Annotated in this window: 15 protein-coding genes; 4 read left to right on the top strand and 11 right to left on the bottom strand. The window is 39.5% G+C overall.

Features of this window, described 5'->3' with window-relative positions:
• Positions 1-109 precede the first annotated feature (109 nt).
• The 9 genes from PFY10_04050 to PFY10_04010 form a co-directional block, all read right to left on the bottom strand.
• Positions 110-1,783, bottom strand: a complete 1,674-nt coding sequence (locus tag PFY10_04050) for an NADPH-dependent assimilatory sulfite reductase hemoprotein subunit (GenBank protein ID WBV57618.1) — start codon at positions 1,781-1,783, stop codon at positions 110-112.
• 39 nt (positions 1,784-1,822) lie between these two features.
• A complete protein-coding gene (locus PFY10_04045; GenBank protein WBV57617.1) occupies positions 1,823-3,532 on the bottom strand; it encodes a flavodoxin domain-containing protein in 1,710 nt (569 codons plus the stop codon).
• Positions 3,522-4,367 (bottom strand): uroporphyrinogen-III C-methyltransferase, encoded by an 846-nt coding sequence (cobA, locus tag PFY10_04040; protein ID WBV57616.1) that lies wholly within the window; start codon positions 4,365-4,367, stop codon positions 3,522-3,524. Before cobA ends, PFY10_04045 begins: the two co-directional genes overlap by 11 nt.
• 26 nt (positions 4,368-4,393) lie before the next feature.
• Positions 4,394-5,305, bottom strand: a complete 912-nt coding sequence (gene cysK, locus PFY10_04035; GenBank protein ID WBV57615.1) for a cysteine synthase A — start codon at positions 5,303-5,305, stop codon at positions 4,394-4,396.
• Positions 5,306-5,332: 27 nt separating this feature from the next.
• The gene (locus tag PFY10_04030) at positions 5,333-6,163 is read right to left on the bottom strand and encodes a serine O-acetyltransferase (GenBank protein WBV57614.1); all 831 of its coding nucleotides are present in this window, start codon (positions 6,161-6,163) and stop codon (positions 5,333-5,335) included.
• Between the two features lie 3 nt (positions 6,164-6,166).
• Positions 6,167-7,405: a GTP-binding protein gene (locus tag PFY10_04025; GenBank protein WBV57613.1), complete on the bottom strand. Its 1,239-nt coding sequence runs from the start codon at positions 7,403-7,405 to the stop codon at positions 6,167-6,169.
• A gap of 47 nt (positions 7,406-7,452) precedes the next feature.
• The gene (gene cysD, locus PFY10_04020) at positions 7,453-8,361 is read right to left on the bottom strand and encodes a sulfate adenylyltransferase subunit CysD (GenBank protein ID WBV57612.1); all 909 of its coding nucleotides are present in this window, start codon (positions 8,359-8,361) and stop codon (positions 7,453-7,455) included.
• A gap of 11 nt (positions 8,362-8,372) precedes the next feature.
• Positions 8,373-9,086 carry a phosphoadenylyl-sulfate reductase gene (locus PFY10_04015; protein WBV57611.1) on the bottom strand — a complete coding sequence of 238 codons (714 nt, stop codon included), beginning with the start codon at positions 9,084-9,086 and terminating at the stop codon, positions 8,373-8,375.
• A gap of 79 nt (positions 9,087-9,165) precedes the next feature.
• The gene (locus PFY10_04010) at positions 9,166-9,582 is read right to left on the bottom strand and encodes an Rrf2 family transcriptional regulator (GenBank protein WBV57610.1); all 417 of its coding nucleotides are present in this window, start codon (positions 9,580-9,582) and stop codon (positions 9,166-9,168) included.
• A 230-nt stretch (positions 9,583-9,812) separates the two neighbouring features.
• Here PFY10_04010 and PFY10_04005 point away from each other — a divergent pair, with 230 nt between their 5' ends.
• Complete coding sequence (locus PFY10_04005; protein ID WBV57609.1) at positions 9,813-11,168, top strand: hypothetical protein; 1,356 nt, start codon at positions 9,813-9,815, stop codon at positions 11,166-11,168.
• Between the two features lie 14 nt (positions 11,169-11,182).
• On the opposite strand, the gene PFY10_04000 is transcribed toward PFY10_04005, so the two are convergent.
• Complete coding sequence (locus PFY10_04000) at positions 11,183-11,677, bottom strand: GNAT family N-acetyltransferase (protein ID WBV57608.1); 495 nt, start codon at positions 11,675-11,677, stop codon at positions 11,183-11,185.
• 221 nt (positions 11,678-11,898) lie between these two features.
• Here PFY10_04000 and PFY10_03995 point away from each other — a divergent pair, with 221 nt between their 5' ends.
• The 3 genes from PFY10_03995 (at position 11,899) to PFY10_03985 (ending at position 16,322) form a co-directional block, all read left to right on the top strand.
• The gene (locus PFY10_03995) at positions 11,899-13,293 is read left to right on the top strand and encodes an aminopeptidase P family protein (GenBank protein WBV57607.1); all 1,395 of its coding nucleotides are present in this window, start codon (positions 11,899-11,901) and stop codon (positions 13,291-13,293) included.
• A gap of 11 nt (positions 13,294-13,304) precedes the next feature.
• The gene (locus tag PFY10_03990; protein ID WBV57606.1) at positions 13,305-15,476 is read left to right on the top strand and encodes a DPP IV N-terminal domain-containing protein; all 2,172 of its coding nucleotides are present in this window, start codon (positions 13,305-13,307) and stop codon (positions 15,474-15,476) included.
• A gap of 240 nt (positions 15,477-15,716) precedes the next feature.
• A complete protein-coding gene (locus PFY10_03985) occupies positions 15,717-16,322 on the top strand; it encodes a DNA-3-methyladenine glycosylase (GenBank protein WBV57605.1) in 606 nt (201 codons plus the stop codon).
• A 19-nt stretch (positions 16,323-16,341) separates the two neighbouring features.
• On the opposite strand, the gene mug is transcribed toward PFY10_03985, so the two are convergent.
• The gene (gene mug / locus PFY10_03980; protein WBV57604.1) at positions 16,342-16,842 is read right to left on the bottom strand and encodes a G/U mismatch-specific DNA glycosylase; all 501 of its coding nucleotides are present in this window, start codon (positions 16,840-16,842) and stop codon (positions 16,342-16,344) included.
• Between the last annotated feature and the right edge of the window lie 2 nt (positions 16,843-16,844).

Here is a 16,844-nt window from a genome sequence, read left to right as displayed (position 1 = left end):
GATTTAAAATCAACAACACATACACATACACATACACATTCGTTTACCTAAAATAGAATGGTTTTGTTTTTTAGTTTGTTTCTGACGATAAAATGGTTGTGTCATATTTTCAATTTAAGTTTTGTAAATAACGATAGGAGAAATCACCGAAAGTTTCTTCCTCTAGTTTATCTTGTATGTAAATTCCAAAAAGCTCATCAAGTGTTTCAATGATTTCTTCCTCGCCGATATTCTCTTTGAATTTCGTGTTAAGACGGGTTCCTAAGCGGTCTCCCCCAATGTGAAGGTTGTATTTACCATAAGCAGTACCCACAAAACCGATCTCTGCATTAGGTGATCTTCCGCAACCATTCGGGCAGCCTGTCATCCTGATCGTGATATCTTCCTCCAAAAGGCCATATTTTTCGAGTACGGGTTCTATTTTGGTTACCAGGGAAGGCAGATAACGCTGTGCTTCTGCTAAAGCCAGCGAACATGTATTTAAGGCTACACATGCTACGGAGTTTTTGCGCAATGCGCTGGCTCCGGTTGTATACCCAGAAATACCATATTCTTTCAGGAGACGTTCAATTTCAGGTTTATCAGCTTCTTTAATATCCGCAAGAATAAGGTTTTGGTTACAAGTAAAGCGGAAATTAACCTTGCCGGTTTCTGCAATTTTTAATAAACCTGATTTTAACGGGTAATTATCCGTGTTGAGAACTCTTCCATGTTCAACAAATGCGGTGTAGAACCAATTTCCTTCATGGTTTTGTGTCCAGCCGTAACGGTCTTTTCTTTGTTCAAACTTAAATTCCCTGGCGGGTTCGAAGGCAAAGCCTGTTCTTTTTTCAACCTCCGCTCTGTATCCTTCGATTCCCATTGTATCGATTGTATATTTTAGCCTGGAAAGTTTTCTGTCACTTCTGTTTCCGAAGTCACGCTGTACGGTGATGATTTCATATACCGCCTTTAATACTTTCTCTTCGGTATCCACAAATCCTAATACTGAAGCCAAACGTGCATAGGTGGCCTCATTTCCATGTGTTGCACCCAAGCCTCCTCCTGCTGCAATATTGTAGCCGGCGATTTTATTGTTTTCAATGATAGCGATGAGTGCAATATCATTGATAAATACATCTACATCATTATTAGGTGGAATAGCAATTCCAATTTTCAGTTTTCTCGGAAGATATCTGTCCTGGTACAGAGGATCTTCTTCAACTTTCCTGTCGACTATTAATTCATCATCGATCCAGATATCATAATAGGACTTGGTTTTAGGAAGACACATTTCACTGATTTTACCGGCTAATTCATAAGCTTCCTGGTGCAATGGAGACTCCGAAGGATTCGCAGTACAGGTTACATTTCTGTTCACGTCCCCGCAGGCTGCAATGGAATCGAGATGCTGTATATTGAAATTCTGGATCGTAGGTTTTAAATGTGATTTTAAAATACCGTGCAGCTGAATGGTTTGTCTTGTTGTAATTTTTATCGTGCCTGTAGAATGATCTTCGGCAATGCCATTCAATCCGACCCATTGTTCCGGGGTTAAAAAACCACCGGGTAGTCTCAGTCTGATCATATATGAATACAACCACTCCAGTTTCTTGCTTACGCGTTCTTCCCTTCTGTCCCTGTCATCCTGCTGGTACATTCCATGGAATTTGATAAGGGTCTGGTCGTCTTCTCTTATAGATCCTGTGAAATCATCCGCAAGACTTTCCTTTAAAGTACCTCTGAGTCCGTTGCTTCCGGTTTTTATTCTTTCTACCGGCGAAAGGTTATCTTTATTGCTCATTATTATTTTCTTTTAATTGGTGATTATTTCCGGCAGATTTTAATAAACATCTTTCGCGTACCTGCCACTAAGTTCCATTTCCTCGAGATAGCTTACTGCTTCGGTTCTGCTACGTCGTCCTTCATCCTGTATGATATCCAGAAGAGTTTCTTCTACATCACGGCTCATCGGGTCTTTGGTTCCGCAAACGTAGACGGATGCTCCCCCTTCCAGCCAGTAAAATACCTCCTGTGCTTTTTGTTTCAGTTTATGCTGGACATAAATTTTTTCAACAGTATCCCTTGAGAATGCGGTATCCAGATGCGTTAATGTTCCTGTTTTCAGGAAATCAATCAGTTCCGATTGGTAGAGGAAATCTGAAATGAAATTTCTGTCCCCGAAAAATAACCAGTTTCTCCCTTCTGCTCCCGTGGCATCCCGTTCCCAAAGAAACGATCTGAAAGGCGCAATCCCGGTGCCGGGTCCTATCATAATGATATCTTTTTCCGGTTCAGGCAGTTTGAAGTGTCCTGCCTCCTGGATATAAAATTCAAGCTCTTCGCCTTCCTTAAATTGACTTAAATAACCACTGCATAAACCATTTTGCTTCTGGTCATCAATGAAAAATTCTGATTTCGCTACCGTAATATGAATTTCAGTATCACCATGCGCTTCCAGTGAAGAAGAAACAGAATACAGACGTGGGGATTGTCCTGTCAGTATCTTAATAACCTGCTCAAACTCATCAGGTCCCTTTACCGGATAGATCCTTAGAAGATCCAAAAGACCTAAACGGACATCCGGAATTGAATGACCAGTGATCTTGGCATATTGTGCAACGACAGACTTTAATAAATAACTTATATTAAGGTGTTTATGCAAAAGCTCCTGCACGCTGGCTGTAAGCTTTGTAGTTTGTATCTGCTTTTGGGAATTGATTCCGGTAAGCCGGATGATCTCGTCCACTGCTTCCTGTGAATTAAAAGGCATAATCCCTAAAGCTGCACCCGGTTGATAATTAAGGGTTTCTTCGGTTTCAATCTCAATATGATAGGTTTCTTTTTCTGAAGTGATGTCGTTGAGGTTGATGATTGCAGATATTTTTCCCTTATATTTTCTTCGGCCGGAAGGTTGTTTTGGAGCTGAAGCATTTTTTAAACTTCCTTCTGATGCTTTTTGTACAGCTTCAAAAACATGTTCTATCCAGGTTCCGGCTTCGCTTTCATAATCAATATCACATTTTTTTAAAGGAACAATACGTTTTGCTCCCAATAGCTCAAAACGGTAATCCACGTCTTCTCCTGTTTTACAGAATAAAGGATAACTGCTGTCTCCCAATGCCAGAACCCCGAACTTAAGATTGCTGAGATTGATTTCATTTTCATGGATATAATCATAGAATTTTTTTGCCAGAACAGGTGGATCTCCTTCTCCTTGCGTACTGATGATCACAAAGAAATAGTCTTCTTTACCAAGGTCTTTAGGCTTATATTGGGAGAGATCAGCTAATTTGACCTGAATTCCTTTTTTCTTGATAATCCCTGCAAGTCCTGTTGCCAGCTTTTTACTGTTTCCCGTTTCCGTACCATATGCCAGGGTTATTTTCCTTGTAGTGATGGGGTCTGGCTGGTATGTATGGATTGGTGGTAGCGTAGCCATCACAGGAGTTCCTGCAAGACCGGCTAAATATCCGCTTGCCCAGATGGTTTCGTCCCTGGAGAATTCCCCGGATATTTGTTTAAGGACATTTAATTTTGTTTCAGACAGCATATTCGAAAAAGTTTTGAGTTTTTTGTATTAGGCTTCCATTTTCAACCGATTTAAAATAAAGACCTTCTTCTGCTGCATTTTCCAGCCACGAGAACTCTTCATGCAGATTCACGATCTTGCCGATAATCACCAGTGACGGTGAGGCAAATGTTTTACTTTTAAAATTATTTTCAAAGTCATCAAAAGAAGAAGTATATACCTTTTGATAAGGTGTTGTGGCCTGCTCAACGACAGCTATTTTTTTCTCATCGGAAATGTTCAGCCTGATGAACTTCTCAACCAGACCAGCAAGATTACCTTTGGACATATAAAAGACAAGAGTGTCGTCGGTCCCGGCCAGTTCCTTCCAGTATTCATCAGTAAGAATTTCAGATTTATAATAGGTTAAGAAACGGACTGATGTGGCGTATCCTCTGGCTGTTAAAGGCATGCCTGCGTAGGCTGCTGCCCCTAAAGCTGCAGTAATACCAGGGATGATTTCATATGGAATATGATTTTCTCTTAAAGTCTGGAGTTCATCCAGGATATTAGAAAATACAGATACATCTCCCCCCTTAAGCCGTACGACGGTTTTGTTCTGGCGAGCATAATCTAGCATTAGAGAATTAATGACCGATTGATGGGTAGAAGCATTTTTACTGCATTCTTTACCTACATATATTATTTCTGCGTTTTTGCTGACATAAGTCTCTAAAATTTCAGGACTTACAAGTCGGTCACACAGAATAACATCTGCTTTAGCAATAATTTTTACTGCTTTTACAGTGATCAGATCAGGGTTGCCGGGTCCTGCACCGATAAGATATACCTTGGGTGCTTTGATACTTGTATTCATTTAAAATCGGTTTTTAGTTAAAGGATTTAGAAGAGTCCTTCAATCGAAAGATACCTTTCTCCGGTATCATAATTTACGGTAAGAATTTTTGCTCCGGGTTGTATTTCAGGGAGATGTTTTGCAATCGCTGCCAATGCAGCACCTGTTGAAATTCCTACAAAAAGTCCTTCCTGTTTTGCTGCTTTCAGTGTATATTCAAATGCCTCTTCCTTACCTACAGTAATGACGCCATCCAGAAGTGTTATATCCAATATGGAAGGAACAAATCCTGCTCCCAGTCCCTGCAAAGGATGAGGTGCGGGACTTCCGCCGCTCAATACGGGAGACAGCTCTGGTTCTACAGCAATTGCCCTGATATTGGGAAAGTTTTCTTTTAAAACTTTAGCAATTCCAGTGATATGTCCTCCTGTACCCACTCCTGTGATTACATAATCCAGTCCGTCGGGAAAGTCCTTTATAATTTCCTGTGCCGTAGTTTCGGTATGTACTTTTACGTTGGCAGGATTATCGAATTGTTTCGGAATCCATGAGTTCTGGATTTCCTCTGCCAGTTCGTTAGCCTTTTCAATAGCACCTTTCATTCCTTTTTCCCTTGGAGTGAGCACGAAATCAGCACCGTAGGTTTCCATAATCTTGCGGCGTTCTATACTCATGCTCTCGGGCATTACGAGAATAAGTTTATATCCTTTAACTGCAGCAACAAGCGCAAGTCCTATTCCTGTATTGCCACTGGTTGGCTCTATAATGGTAGTATCTTTATTTAATAATCCTTTTGCTTCTGCATCTTCGATCATTGCTAATGCAATTCTGTCTTTGATACTTCCACCGGGATTGCTTTTTTCCAGTTTGATCCAGACTTCATGATCTGAATTAAAAAGTTTATTAATCTTTACGACTGGCGTATTTCCAATCGTTTCTAATGCGTTCTGAAATTTCATACCAATACAATTTTTATTTTTCTCTTTTTATATAACGAAGTTCAGCGACTCCGGTAATGTGTTGTTATCTTTTATTCTTATTTCCCCTTTATTATACACCAGGGAATTAGACGGAACGCTTTGAGTGATCCATACGTTTCCACCGATAATGCTTTCCCTGCCTATTGTTGTATTTCCGCCGAGGATAGTCGCTCCGGAATATATAATAACATGGTCTTCAATATTCGGATGTCTTTTTTGGTTGGCTTTTTCCTTCGAAACATTCAAAGCTCCCAAGGTTACCCCCTGATAGATCTTGACATGGTTTCCAATGATGGCTGTTTCCCCGATCACGATTCCTGTTCCGTGATCAATAAAAAAATGTTCCCCGATCACCGCTCCAGGATGGATGTCGATCCCTGTTTTGCTGTGGGCATATTCAGAAATGAAACGCGGTAAAATTCTTATTTCCTGTTTCCATAACTGATGAGAGATTCTGTAGACATACGTAGCAAAATATCCTGGATAAGCAAGAAGTATTTCCTCAGGAGAATCCGCAGCGGGATCAAACTCAAGTATAGAACGGGCATCCTTGATGAGGTGATCATAAATTCCCGGGAGTGCATCAAAAAAGCTATCCGTCTGCACTTCTGCAATTTCCTCATCACCGGTTATGCTGTTGATCAGACAAAACAGTTCGCCATATAATCTGGCAAAATTTTCTTCCAACTGATCTTTTATCTCTTCTTTTTCAGGAAGAAAAAGAACTTCGTACAGGGTCGTAACAAAATTTTTGGCTTTTGCTTTATCAAAAAAAACATGGCCGCTATTTTGTTTATTGTCCCGGATTCTATCGATTAAATTACTAAATGCTGTCATTTTTTATTGAATTATGCATGCTGCCACCGTAGAATTAGATGTTTCATCCACCAAAATTGCAGATCCGGTTCTTTTGTTATTAATAAAACTATCGTAAGGAAGAGGTTGTGCTGTTCTCAGGGTAACCTTAACGATCTCATTCAGCTTTATCTCCCCATCAGCCTGTTCCTGTACAAGCGTATTGACATTGATCTTATAGTCTACTGCTTTTACTATTGTTTTTACAAGTCTGCTATTCTGTTGTAACAGGTATTTATTACCGGGCTGTAATGATTTCTGGTCGAGCCAGCATAAGAGTACTTCCAGATCTTTTTCTATAATGGGAAGCTGTTCTTCGGTCGCAAAAAGATCACCTCTCCCAATATCCAGATCATCAGCAATGTGAATGACGGCAGGTTGTCCTTCAAAGGCTTCTTCAACTTCTTTTCCATTAATTTCAATTGCTGTGATTTCACTTGATGAAGCAGCCGGAAATATCTGGATTTTGTCCCCTTTTTGAAATTTCCCACTTAATATCTGTCCGGCATATCCCCTGTAATCATGTAATTCCTCTGTCTGTGGACGAATTACATACTGCACCTGGAAACGGCTTCCACTATTCAATTCTTCATCAAGGGTTACCTGTTCCAGGTATTCCAGAAGAGCGTTTCCCTTATACCATTCTGTTTTAGAAGATAAGCTTACAATATTATCTCCTTTCAGTGCTGAAATGGGAAAATAGCTTACATCATGTAAGTCCAGATTATCGGCAATCTTGGAATAATCGGATTTAATGCTTTCAAAAACTTCTTCCGAATAATCGACCATATCCATTTTGTTAATGGCTACAACTACTTTTTTCAGCTTGAGTAATGAAGCGATGATAGAATGTCTTCTTGTTTGTTCAATGACTCCTTTACGTGCATCAATAAGGATGACCATCAGATCCGAATTGGAAGCTCCTGTGATCATATTCCTGGTATATTGCACATGGCCGGGAGCGTCGGCTATAATAAATTTTCTTTTAGCTGTTGAAAAGTACCTGTAAGCGACGTCAATGGTAATTCCCTGCTCTCTTTCAGAACGTAAACCATCCGTTAAAAGCGCCAGGTCCACTCCATCTTCATTTTTATTTTTAGAATGTTTTTCAAGGACTTCCAACTGATCCTGTAAAATACTTTTGCTATCGTACAACAGTCTTCCGATAAGGGTACTTTTACCGTCATCAACACTTCCTGCTGTTATAAATCTTAAAATATCCATATCTGTTAGTTATAAATGATTAGTGATAAATGATAGATGATAGACGATTAAAAGTAGCCTCCTTTTTTTCTATCTTCCATAGCGGCTTCTGTTACACGGTCGTCGATCCTTGTTTCTCCACGTTCGGAAATGCGGGTTGCAACAATTTCTTCGATCACTGCATCTATGGTTACAGCATGAGATTCAACTGCTGCGGTACAGGTCATATCGCCTACCGTGCGATACCGTATTTTTTTTGTAGTAATAAAATCGTGGCTTTCTAAGGAAGCATGTTCCGAATTGGCAATCCATTGTCCGTTAAAATCTACCACCTCCCTGTCATGCGAAAAGTAAATTGATGGCAATTCAATTTTTTCTCTTCGGATATAATTCCAGACATCAAGTTCGGTCCAGTTGCTGATCGGAAAAATTCTTACATTTTCTCCCTTATGAATTTTTCCATTGAAGATATTCCATAGTTCGGGGCGCTGGAGTTTGGGATCCCATTGTCCGAATTCATCACGCACAGAAAAAATTCTTTCCTTAGCCCTTGCCTTTTCTTCATCTCTGCGGGCACCTCCTATGCAGGCATCAAATTCAAATTCTTCAATGGTATCCAGTAAAGTATAGGTTTGCAGCCAGTTCCTGCTTGGAAATTTACCTTTAGGTTCTGTGAGGCTTTTAGCTTTTATCGTATCTTCTACTTTTCTTACGACAAGATCCACTTCCAGCTCTTTCACCAGCTGATCCCTGAAATTAAGGACCTCCGGAAAGTTATGTCCGGTATCCACATGAACAAATGTAAAAGGGATCTTCCCATGACGGAATGCTTTTGAAGCAAGATGAGCCAGAACAATACTGTCTTTTCCTCCACTGAACAACAATGCGGGCCGCTCAAACTGTCCCGCGACCTCCCTTAAGATATAAATAGACTCAGATTCTAACTGGTCGAGATAATTTAAATGATATTTTGACATATTTTTTTTCTTTATTTATGGATATGTAAACCGCATTCTTTTTTACTGGCATCTTCCCACCACCAGCGGCCTGCCCTGAAATCTTCACCTTCTTTTACAGCTCTTGTACAGGGCTCACAGCCAATGCTGACGAATCCTTTTTTATGCAGATGATTATAGGGTAAGTGGTTCGTCTGAACATACTCCAGGACCTGGTCTGAAGTCCAGTGAAGCAATGGATGGAATTTGATGATCCTGTTATCTTCGTCCCATTCCAATTGCGGCATATTTTGTCTGTTGGCAGAATGTTCGGATCTCAATCCTGTGATCCATACTTTATAACCCTGCAATGCCTTTTTCAAAGGGTGTACTTTACGGATTGTACAGCATGCCTTCCTCTGCTCTACCGATTGATAAAATGAGTCCGGTCCGTTTTGTGAAACAAACTCTCTTATTTCTTCCGTATCGGGATAATAGGCTTTGATGTTCCTTTTAAAGAAAGCCCTGCTGGCTGTCCAGGTTTCATAGGTTTGTTCAAAAAGCCTCCCGGTATCCAACGTGAAAATATCAATATCAAGATTTTTTATCAGGTGAGTGATTATTTGATCTTCGTAGCTGAAGCTTGTTGAAAAAATAACCTCACCCGGAAACCTTTCTGCAAGTAATTGTAGAAACTCAGTATTAACAGCATGGTCAGAGACTTCTTCAAGCAGTTTTTCGAATTCTTTTTTCAGATTATTTTCCATTTGAGATTGAAATTATTCCTGCAAATATATATAATCCTATTAATCCTACCAAATTAGTAGTATTTAAAATTAAAAAAAACTAACTTTTTTTCATAAACGTAGTCAGAGTGGCCTCCATCATGCTTTTTCTTGTTTTTTCCCTTACGATAATAAATTCATTTCTTAGATAACAGGTTTCTTCATCCACACAATCATCACAGGGTTCATAAAAGTTTAAGGAAACACATGGCGCCAATGCAATAGGACCGTCGAAAATCCTGTAAATATCAGCCAGAGAGACTTCGTCAGGAGATTTCAGTAAATAATATCCTCCTGTTTTTCCCTGTTTGCTGTTCACCAGTTTTACCCTCTTCAGCTCTAAAAGAATTTGTTCTAAAAATTTTCTGGGAATATGCTCATCTTGTGCTATAACAGACGTAGGCAGAAAGCCCTGATTGTAATTTCTTGCTAACCTGACCATTGCTTTTAAAGCATATTTGCAACGTTTGGACATCATAATGACTGCAAGTTATAACATTTTCTTTTATTAATGAAATGTTTTTCAGGTGGGAATATATAGCCATTTTGTAAAATTGTCGATTGGCCACCCGTCAGGACAGTAATTATTTATTCTGAAGAGATCTTGAAAAGCTGCATAGAGAACTTTTTTCATAGTACATATTAAGTTTTAAAAGACCCCTACTCGCTTTAAGATTAACCTGTTATCTTTATGATCAAACTATTGATATGAGACAAAGATTAGGGTTCTTAAGTATTTTAATGGTACTTATTTTTCTGGTTGGCTGCCAGCAATCCCTTCAAAATAGAGTGTCTTCCAAGAAAGGAACGATAACAAAAAAGATCATATATACTGCATCTTTATATCCAAGCTATAATGCTAATTATGTGCCTCCTGTGGGATTGAAACCTTTTGAGCTGAGTCAGGACTATCCTAAAGAATTGGTTTTAGAAAATTATCCCTGGCAAAGTATTGATTTCACCAAAAATCCTCAGCTTTACATGCATACGGTTTTATACTATTGTCTGGAAGGTAATACAGACGTGGATTTCAGAGGTCAGGAAAACCGGATCAGAAAATGGTACCATGCACCCTGGCTTCACGATGATGAAAAATATGCAGGTACTGACTATATAGGAAATGGTCGGGAATATATCCATGGCATGACAAGAGAATTTGCAACCCCAAAATATAAACTGCACGATCTTCAGGATGTTGAGCTGGAAAACTGGGCAGTCGGTATGTATAATTCTCCAGGAGGATATACGTTAGGGCAAGTCTGGCCGGGAGCAAAACAAAGTCCTGATCCCGGGAAATCCCATTTCCCCGAAGGAACGGTAAGTTTTAAGTTGTTGTTTACAGATGCCGATACCAAAAAGCTTCCCTTCCTGAACAATACGCTTGAATGGAAAGCAAATATTTATTTGTGCAATCCCAATGCCGAGTGTACCAACAAAAAAAGGATTGATCGTACTGTTCGGTTACTGCAGATCGATATTGCTGTAAAAGATCATAGAGCATTAAAAACGGGTTGGGTATACGGCACATTTATGTATGACGGATCAGCGAAAGGAAAAACAGTCTGGGAGAGAATGGTTCCGGTAGGATTAAGTTGGGGGAATGATTCGGGTGTGGTGAAGGATCTTAACCGGGATGGTGCATTTATCAACCGGGAATTAACGGAATCATTTATTAATCCTGCATTGATCGGGTCGAAAGAAAATTATTATGCTGCTTTTCTCAAATATCATGGATTGGGTGGAAGGCTTAATGGTCCGATTGATAATCCTGTCTCATCCTGTATCTCTTGTCACGGGAATGCAGCAGTGAATGATAGAGGCGCTACTTTGCCTCTTGGTGATTTTAAAAGTTCTACAACACGGCAGAATTATTCCCCGGAATCATTCAGACAATTTTTTAAAGATATTGCGCCGGGTGCAAATGGGATCAGCTACAAAGGAGAAAATTATGTAACCACCGATTATTCCTTGCAGATTTCAACGGGGATTAGAAATTACTATGCAAATAAGAAATCTCTGAGTGGGAGAAGTGAGATGTTTTTTCCGCAAACCGGGCAGAATTAAACAAACATACTTATTTAATTTTTCTGAAATATAAAATAGGCCAATTCCTCATTTTCCCTTGCCAGGTTTTCCATCCTGTTAAAGCCATTTTTAACAAGAACTTTTTGTGATGCGATATTATCCAGATCAGTTACGGCAACGATATCTTTTGTTTCTCTTAGTGAAAGACAATACCCGACAAGGGCTTTGCATACAAGAGTTGCTACCCCTTTTCCCCAATAATTTTCACCAAGTACGTATCCGATTTCGGTTTGTTCCGGATGATCTGCAAAGATTCTGGCAACCCCCATTCCTATAAAGTCATTATTTTCAGCATTAAAAATTCCCCATCTGCTGAGTGAACCTTCTTTATAATCTGATAAAGCTTTTTCGAACATTTCTATATATTCCTGATGGGTTTTATGGGGCAGAAAGCTGGTAACGTTTTTATTTTCGAAAAGAGAAAGAAAAAGAGGTAATTCCTGAGGGGTAAACTCACGTATGATGATGGTATCGTCTTGATAATGCATAAGAATATTTTAATGATTATAAAATTACATAAATAACTGTAAAATGGATAATGACATTAATCAGAAAATGTTTAATATCATTGCTGCTTGTTAAGCCCTATTATAGGCTTGTTATCCTTTTAAAAGCCAATTTTTACCTGTTGTTTATTTTTTCAGGGACAAGGTCTTTAGAAATATAACAAAATTGTAACTTTAAACCTTATCAAAATTATATGCATTATATGTTTTCAGCACAGACTTATCAGGATAGACGAACTGCATTACAAGGCAGTATAAAGAACGGGATTCTTTTATTTTTAGGGAATATAGAGAACCCTGTTAATTTTGAACATAATCCCTATTATTTCCGCCAGGATAGTACTTTTCTGTATTATTTTGGAATTCAGGAACCTCGTATTGCCGCTATCATTGACATCGATGAAAATAAAACGATTATTTTCGGCGACGAGCTGAGCATCGATGATATCGTATGGATGGGAAGACAGGAAACACTGAAAGAGAAAAGCCAGAAATCAGGAGTATCAGAAACTTTACCCTACAAGGAACTTTCCCAATACATTCTGAAGGCAAAAACAGCTAACCGGAAGGTGCATTATCTTCCACCATATCAATCTTTCAATAAAATTTTGCTAAGTGATCTTTTGGGAATTAAAGTAGCAGAATTACAGCCCTCTGTAGAGATGATCAAAGCGATTGTAAAACAACGTTCGGTAAAGGAACCTCAAGAGATCGTTCAGATAGAACAGGCTGTAAATGTATCCAATGATATGCATCTGCTGGCAATGCGCATGGCAAGACCCGGAGTTAAAGAATATGAAATTGCCAATGCAATTCAGCACCTGGCAGGAGATAAAGAATGCCAGATGTCCTATCCGCCAATTGTCACGATAAACGGAGGCATCCTGCACAATCACTACCGCCTTAATACTTTGAAAGAAGGAGATCTTTTCCTGAATGACTCGGGCGCTGAAACAGCAATGGGATATGCCGGGGATCTCACCAGAACATTTCCTGTGAGTACAACTTTCAGTACCCAGCAAAAGGAAATCTATGAGGTGGTTCTGAATGCTTTTGAAAATGCCCAGCGTCTTTTAAAACCAGGTGTAAAATTCAGGGATATTCATTTACAAGCGTCCCGGCATCTGGTAGACGGACTTGTCGATTTAGGATTAATGAAGGGAAATCCGGAAGAAGCAGTAAAAAATCATGCCCATACCCTATTTTTTCAGTGTGGATTAGGACATATGATGGGGCTTGATGTTCATGATATGGAAGACCTTGGGGAACAATATGTAGGATATACCGAAGATGAACCAAAGGATACAAAAACATTTGGACTAAAATCTTTACGCTTAGGTAAATCTTTAGAAACCGGATTCGTGGTAACGGTTGAACCGGGTATTTATATGATTCCTGAATTGATCGATATATGGCAGGCTGAAAATAAAAATGCAGAATTTATTAATTACGATAAAGTTAATGAATACCGGAATTTTGGAGGCGTACGTATCGAAGATGATTTCGTGATTACGAATGAGGGATACAAACTTCTGGGGAACGGATTGATTAAAACTGTGGAAGAAATTGAGAATTACAGAAAAGAACATATATCTTAATTAATTATTATATGAGAAGCATAAAAAAACTGATTAACATTGCACTGTGTTTCGTGTGCCTGTCGCCTCTTGCGGCGCAAAAAACACAATGGACGCCTGATGGCAATGCTTATTATTCATTTACCAAAAACGGAATTGAAACCGTAAATTTATTAAATCCCGGAAAGAACCAGACATTTTTAAGTTCGAGCGAATTAATTCCACCAGGAAGTTCAGAAGCTCTGGATGTACAAAGTTTCGAGGTGTCTCCGGATGAAAAAAGCCTTTTGCTTTTTGCCAATACCCGGAAGGTATGGCGGGACAATACCCGTGGTGATTACTGGATTTTTGATAAAGCCAGTAAAAAGCTGACACAGCTTGGAAAAGGATTACCCGGTGAATCCCTGATGTTTGCCAAATTCTCACCGGACGGGAAAAAGGTAGCTTATGTATCTAAGCATAACATATACATCGAAGATCTTTCCAACAACAAGTACAGTAAAATTACGAATGACGGAACAGACAGGATCATCAACGGAACTTTTGACTGGGCCTATGAAGAAGAATTCGGGACTCAGGATGGATTCAGATGGTCTCCGGATGGAAGTAAAATTGCTTATTGGAAACTGGATGCACGTGGAACCAAGAACTTCCTGATGATCAATAATACTGATAGCCTATATTCTTTTACGATTCCGGTAGAATACCCTAAAGTTGGAGAAAATCCTTCTGGTTGTAGCATCTGGTTATATGATTTGGCTTCAAAGTCCTCAAAAAAAGCAAATATTGCAGGGGATGAAATGCAGAACTATATTCCGAGAATGGAATGGGTGTTGGATTCCAAATCTATTATTTTACAGCAGTTGAACAGAAAACAAAACCAGAGTAAGGTAATTGTGGCCGATGCCAATTCAGGAAACAGTAAAACCATTTATACCGAAACGGATCCTGCGTGGATCGATATCAAATCCCGTTGGAACGACAATGATCCGAGCGGATGGGACTGGATCAACAATGGTAAAGAATTTTTATGGTTATCTGAGAAAGACGGATGGAGACACATTTATAAAATAGACCTGAACGGAAAAGAAACACTGATTACGAAAGATGATTTTGATGTGATAAAACCGGAATTTTTTGATGTTCCTAACAAACTGATTTACTTTTTAGCTTCACCAAAGAATGCCACTCAGGAATATTTGTACAAAGTGAGCATGAACGGTGGGAAATCCGAAAGGGTTACTCCTGAGTCTTATCCTGGAACTAACAAATACAGCATTTCATCCAATGGAAAACTGGCGATATTTAGTAACAGCAGTGTTAATGCCCGTTCCAATGGCTCCATTATATCACTTCCTGATCATAAAGAACTGGTAGCTGCAAAAAATTCCACCAAAGCAGACCCTTCGAGATCTAAGGCAGAATTTTTCCAGATTACAACACAGGATGGAATTACCCTGGACGGATGGGTGGTAAAACCTAAAAACTTTGATCCGAATAAAAAATATCCGATCGTCTTTACAGTATATGGAGAACCTGGAGCCCAAACCGTAACCGATAGCTTTTATACGGGCTGGAACGGCTTATATATTGGAGATATGGCACAGGATGGCTATTTATATGTTTCACTTGAAAATCGTGGAACTCCGGCTCCAAGAGGTCGTGAATGGAGAAAATCTGTTTACCGTAAAATAGGACAGCTGAACATCCGTGATCAGGCAATGGGAGCTAAAGCTTTATTTGCAAAATGGCCTTATATTGATACTTCCAGAGTTGCCGTATGGGGCTGGAGCGGTGGCGGTTCTTCCACACTGAATCTTTTGGGACAATATCCGGACATTTATCAGACAGGGATAGCGATTGCTCCGGTGGCTAATCAATTGTTCTATGATAATATCTACCAGGAAAGATATATGGGACTTCCACAGGAAAACAGAGAGGATTTTGTAAACGGATCTCCTCTTGCTTATGCTAAAAATCTGAAAGGGAACCTTCTGCTGGTTCACGGAACAGGAGATGATAATGTGCATTATCAGAATACAGAGGTCTATGTGAATGAGCTGATCAAGTACAACAGGCAGTTCCAGCTGATGTCCTACCCTAACAGGACACACTCAATCAGTGAAGGAGAAGGAACTTCGCTTCACCTGGCTACATTGTTTACCCAATATTTAAAAGAACATTGTCCTCCCGGACCTAGATAAAAAGAATCTCACAGTAATGTGGGATTTTTTATTTCTTTTTAAAGCAGATGTAACCTAAGAGCTATTTTCTTTTAAAAACCAGTGTGCAGATTCCACTGCTAACCTTGTTATTATGCACTACTTTTATTTTAGTGAATAGGTAGGATCTTAAAGTTCAAATCTACTAAGAATCTACAGACGATTAGCAGATTGCTGTTTATATCGTTAATTTTGTTGTATTAAATTTTAAAACCCATTGTTTTGAAACTACCACTCTCCTATTATCAGAACCAAGACGTTATATTTCTCGCTCAAAACCTTTTGGGAAAAGTGCTTTTCACACAGATCGGTGATCAGGTGACGGCGGGTATTATTGTTGAAACTGAAGCTTATTTCGGTGCTCTTGACAAGGCTTCCCATGCCTATGGAGGACGGCGTACGGACAGAACAGAAACACTGTATCATGAAGGAGGTGTTTCGTATGTATATCTGTGCTATGGAATTCACCATCTCTTCAATATTGTAAGCTCGGTACGGGATGAGCCGCATGCGGTATTAGTAAGGGCAGTCGAACCATTGGTAGGGAAAGAAATTATGGAACAAAGAAGAAATATGCCTTTTACAAAAGCAGCGATCTCTTCCGGACCGGGTTCAGCAGCCAAAGCTTTGGGAATTGACCGCACATTCAACAAAAAAGATTTGACGGGGGAAGAAATCTGGATCGAAGATCATGGTATTCGTTATTCGCCTGATGATATCGTAGCATCTCCACGTGTAGGAGTTGCTTATGCCCAGGAAGATGCCCTTCTGCCCTGGAGGTTTTTTGTGAAAGGCAATCAATATGTAAGCAAGCCAAATAAAATATAAAAATTTATATAAGTACTTTTTACTTTTGAATTTCCTGATACAATTCTGAATAAGAGTGAACAAGATCTTCAGAGGTAAAGCCACGGTTCAGGCCACTTGGATTTGGTAATATCCAGACTTTAGCTCCGCAGAAATCCTCGGATTGTTTTCCCCATGAGATTTGTTTTTTCCCAGAAAAGGTCTGATAAGCTGCCTTCCCTAGGAAAGCCACATATTTGGGGTGGAAAGTTGTGATTTTAGATTTAAAAATTTCAAGAGACTGGTCGAATTCCTCCTTTGAAAGCTCATCTGCCCGCGATGTGGGTCTTGCTACAGCCGTAGTGAGACCATATCCAAAATCCAGAATCGTGGTATCATGTACTGCTTCAATTTGGTAGGGAGTAAAACCGGATTGATGAAGAACCTTCCAAAAACGATTGCTTCTGCCTGAAAAATGGTGGCCATCATCCGCAGATTTTAAGCCCGGATTGATTCCACAGAAGATAATATTGAGATCCTTTGCTATAATATCGGTCAGCATTG

This window comes from Chryseobacterium daecheongense (genome assembly GCA_027920525.1).
GTDB classification, from domain to species: domain Bacteria; phylum Bacteroidota; class Bacteroidia; order Flavobacteriales; family Weeksellaceae; genus Chryseobacterium; species Chryseobacterium proteolyticum.
The sequence above is the reverse complement of the archived record's forward strand: the minus strand, read 5'-3'. Positions and strand labels throughout refer to the sequence as shown.

Coding starts and splice junctions, on each gene's coding strand:
- PFY10_04050 (WBV57618.1), bottom strand. CDS start 1,783: ATGAGCAATAAAGATAACCTTTCGCCGGTAGAAAGAATAAAAACCGGA.
- PFY10_04045 (WBV57617.1), bottom strand. CDS start 3,532: ATGCTGTCTGAAACAAAATTAAATGTCCTTAAACAAATATCCGGGGAA.
- cobA (WBV57616.1), bottom strand. CDS start 4,367: ATGAATACAAGTATCAAAGCACCCAAGGTATATCTTATCGGTGCAGGA.
- cysK (WBV57615.1), bottom strand. CDS start 5,305: ATGAAATTTCAGAACGCATTAGAAACGATTGGAAATACGCCAGTCGTA.
- PFY10_04030 (WBV57614.1), bottom strand. CDS start 6,163: ATGACAGCATTTAGTAATTTAATCGATAGAATCCGGGACAATAAACAA.
- PFY10_04025 (WBV57613.1), bottom strand. CDS start 7,405: ATGGATATTTTAAGATTTATAACAGCAGGAAGTGTTGATGACGGTAAA.
- cysD (WBV57612.1), bottom strand. CDS start 8,361: ATGTCAAAATATCATTTAAATTATCTCGACCAGTTAGAATCTGAGTCT.
- PFY10_04015 (WBV57611.1), bottom strand. CDS start 9,086: ATGGAAAATAATCTGAAAAAAGAATTCGAAAAACTGCTTGAAGAAGTC.
- PFY10_04010 (WBV57610.1), bottom strand. CDS start 9,582: ATGATGTCCAAACGTTGCAAATATGCTTTAAAAGCAATGGTCAGGTTA.
- PFY10_04005 (WBV57609.1), top strand. CDS start 9,813: ATGAGACAAAGATTAGGGTTCTTAAGTATTTTAATGGTACTTATTTTT.
- PFY10_04000 (WBV57608.1), bottom strand. CDS start 11,677: ATGCATTATCAAGACGATACCATCATCATACGTGAGTTTACCCCTCAG.
- PFY10_03995 (WBV57607.1), top strand. CDS start 11,899: ATGTTTTCAGCACAGACTTATCAGGATAGACGAACTGCATTACAAGGC.
- PFY10_03990 (WBV57606.1), top strand. CDS start 13,305: ATGAGAAGCATAAAAAAACTGATTAACATTGCACTGTGTTTCGTGTGC.
- mug (WBV57604.1), bottom strand. CDS start 16,842: ATGCTGACCGATATTATAGCAAAGGATCTCAATATTATCTTCTGTGGA.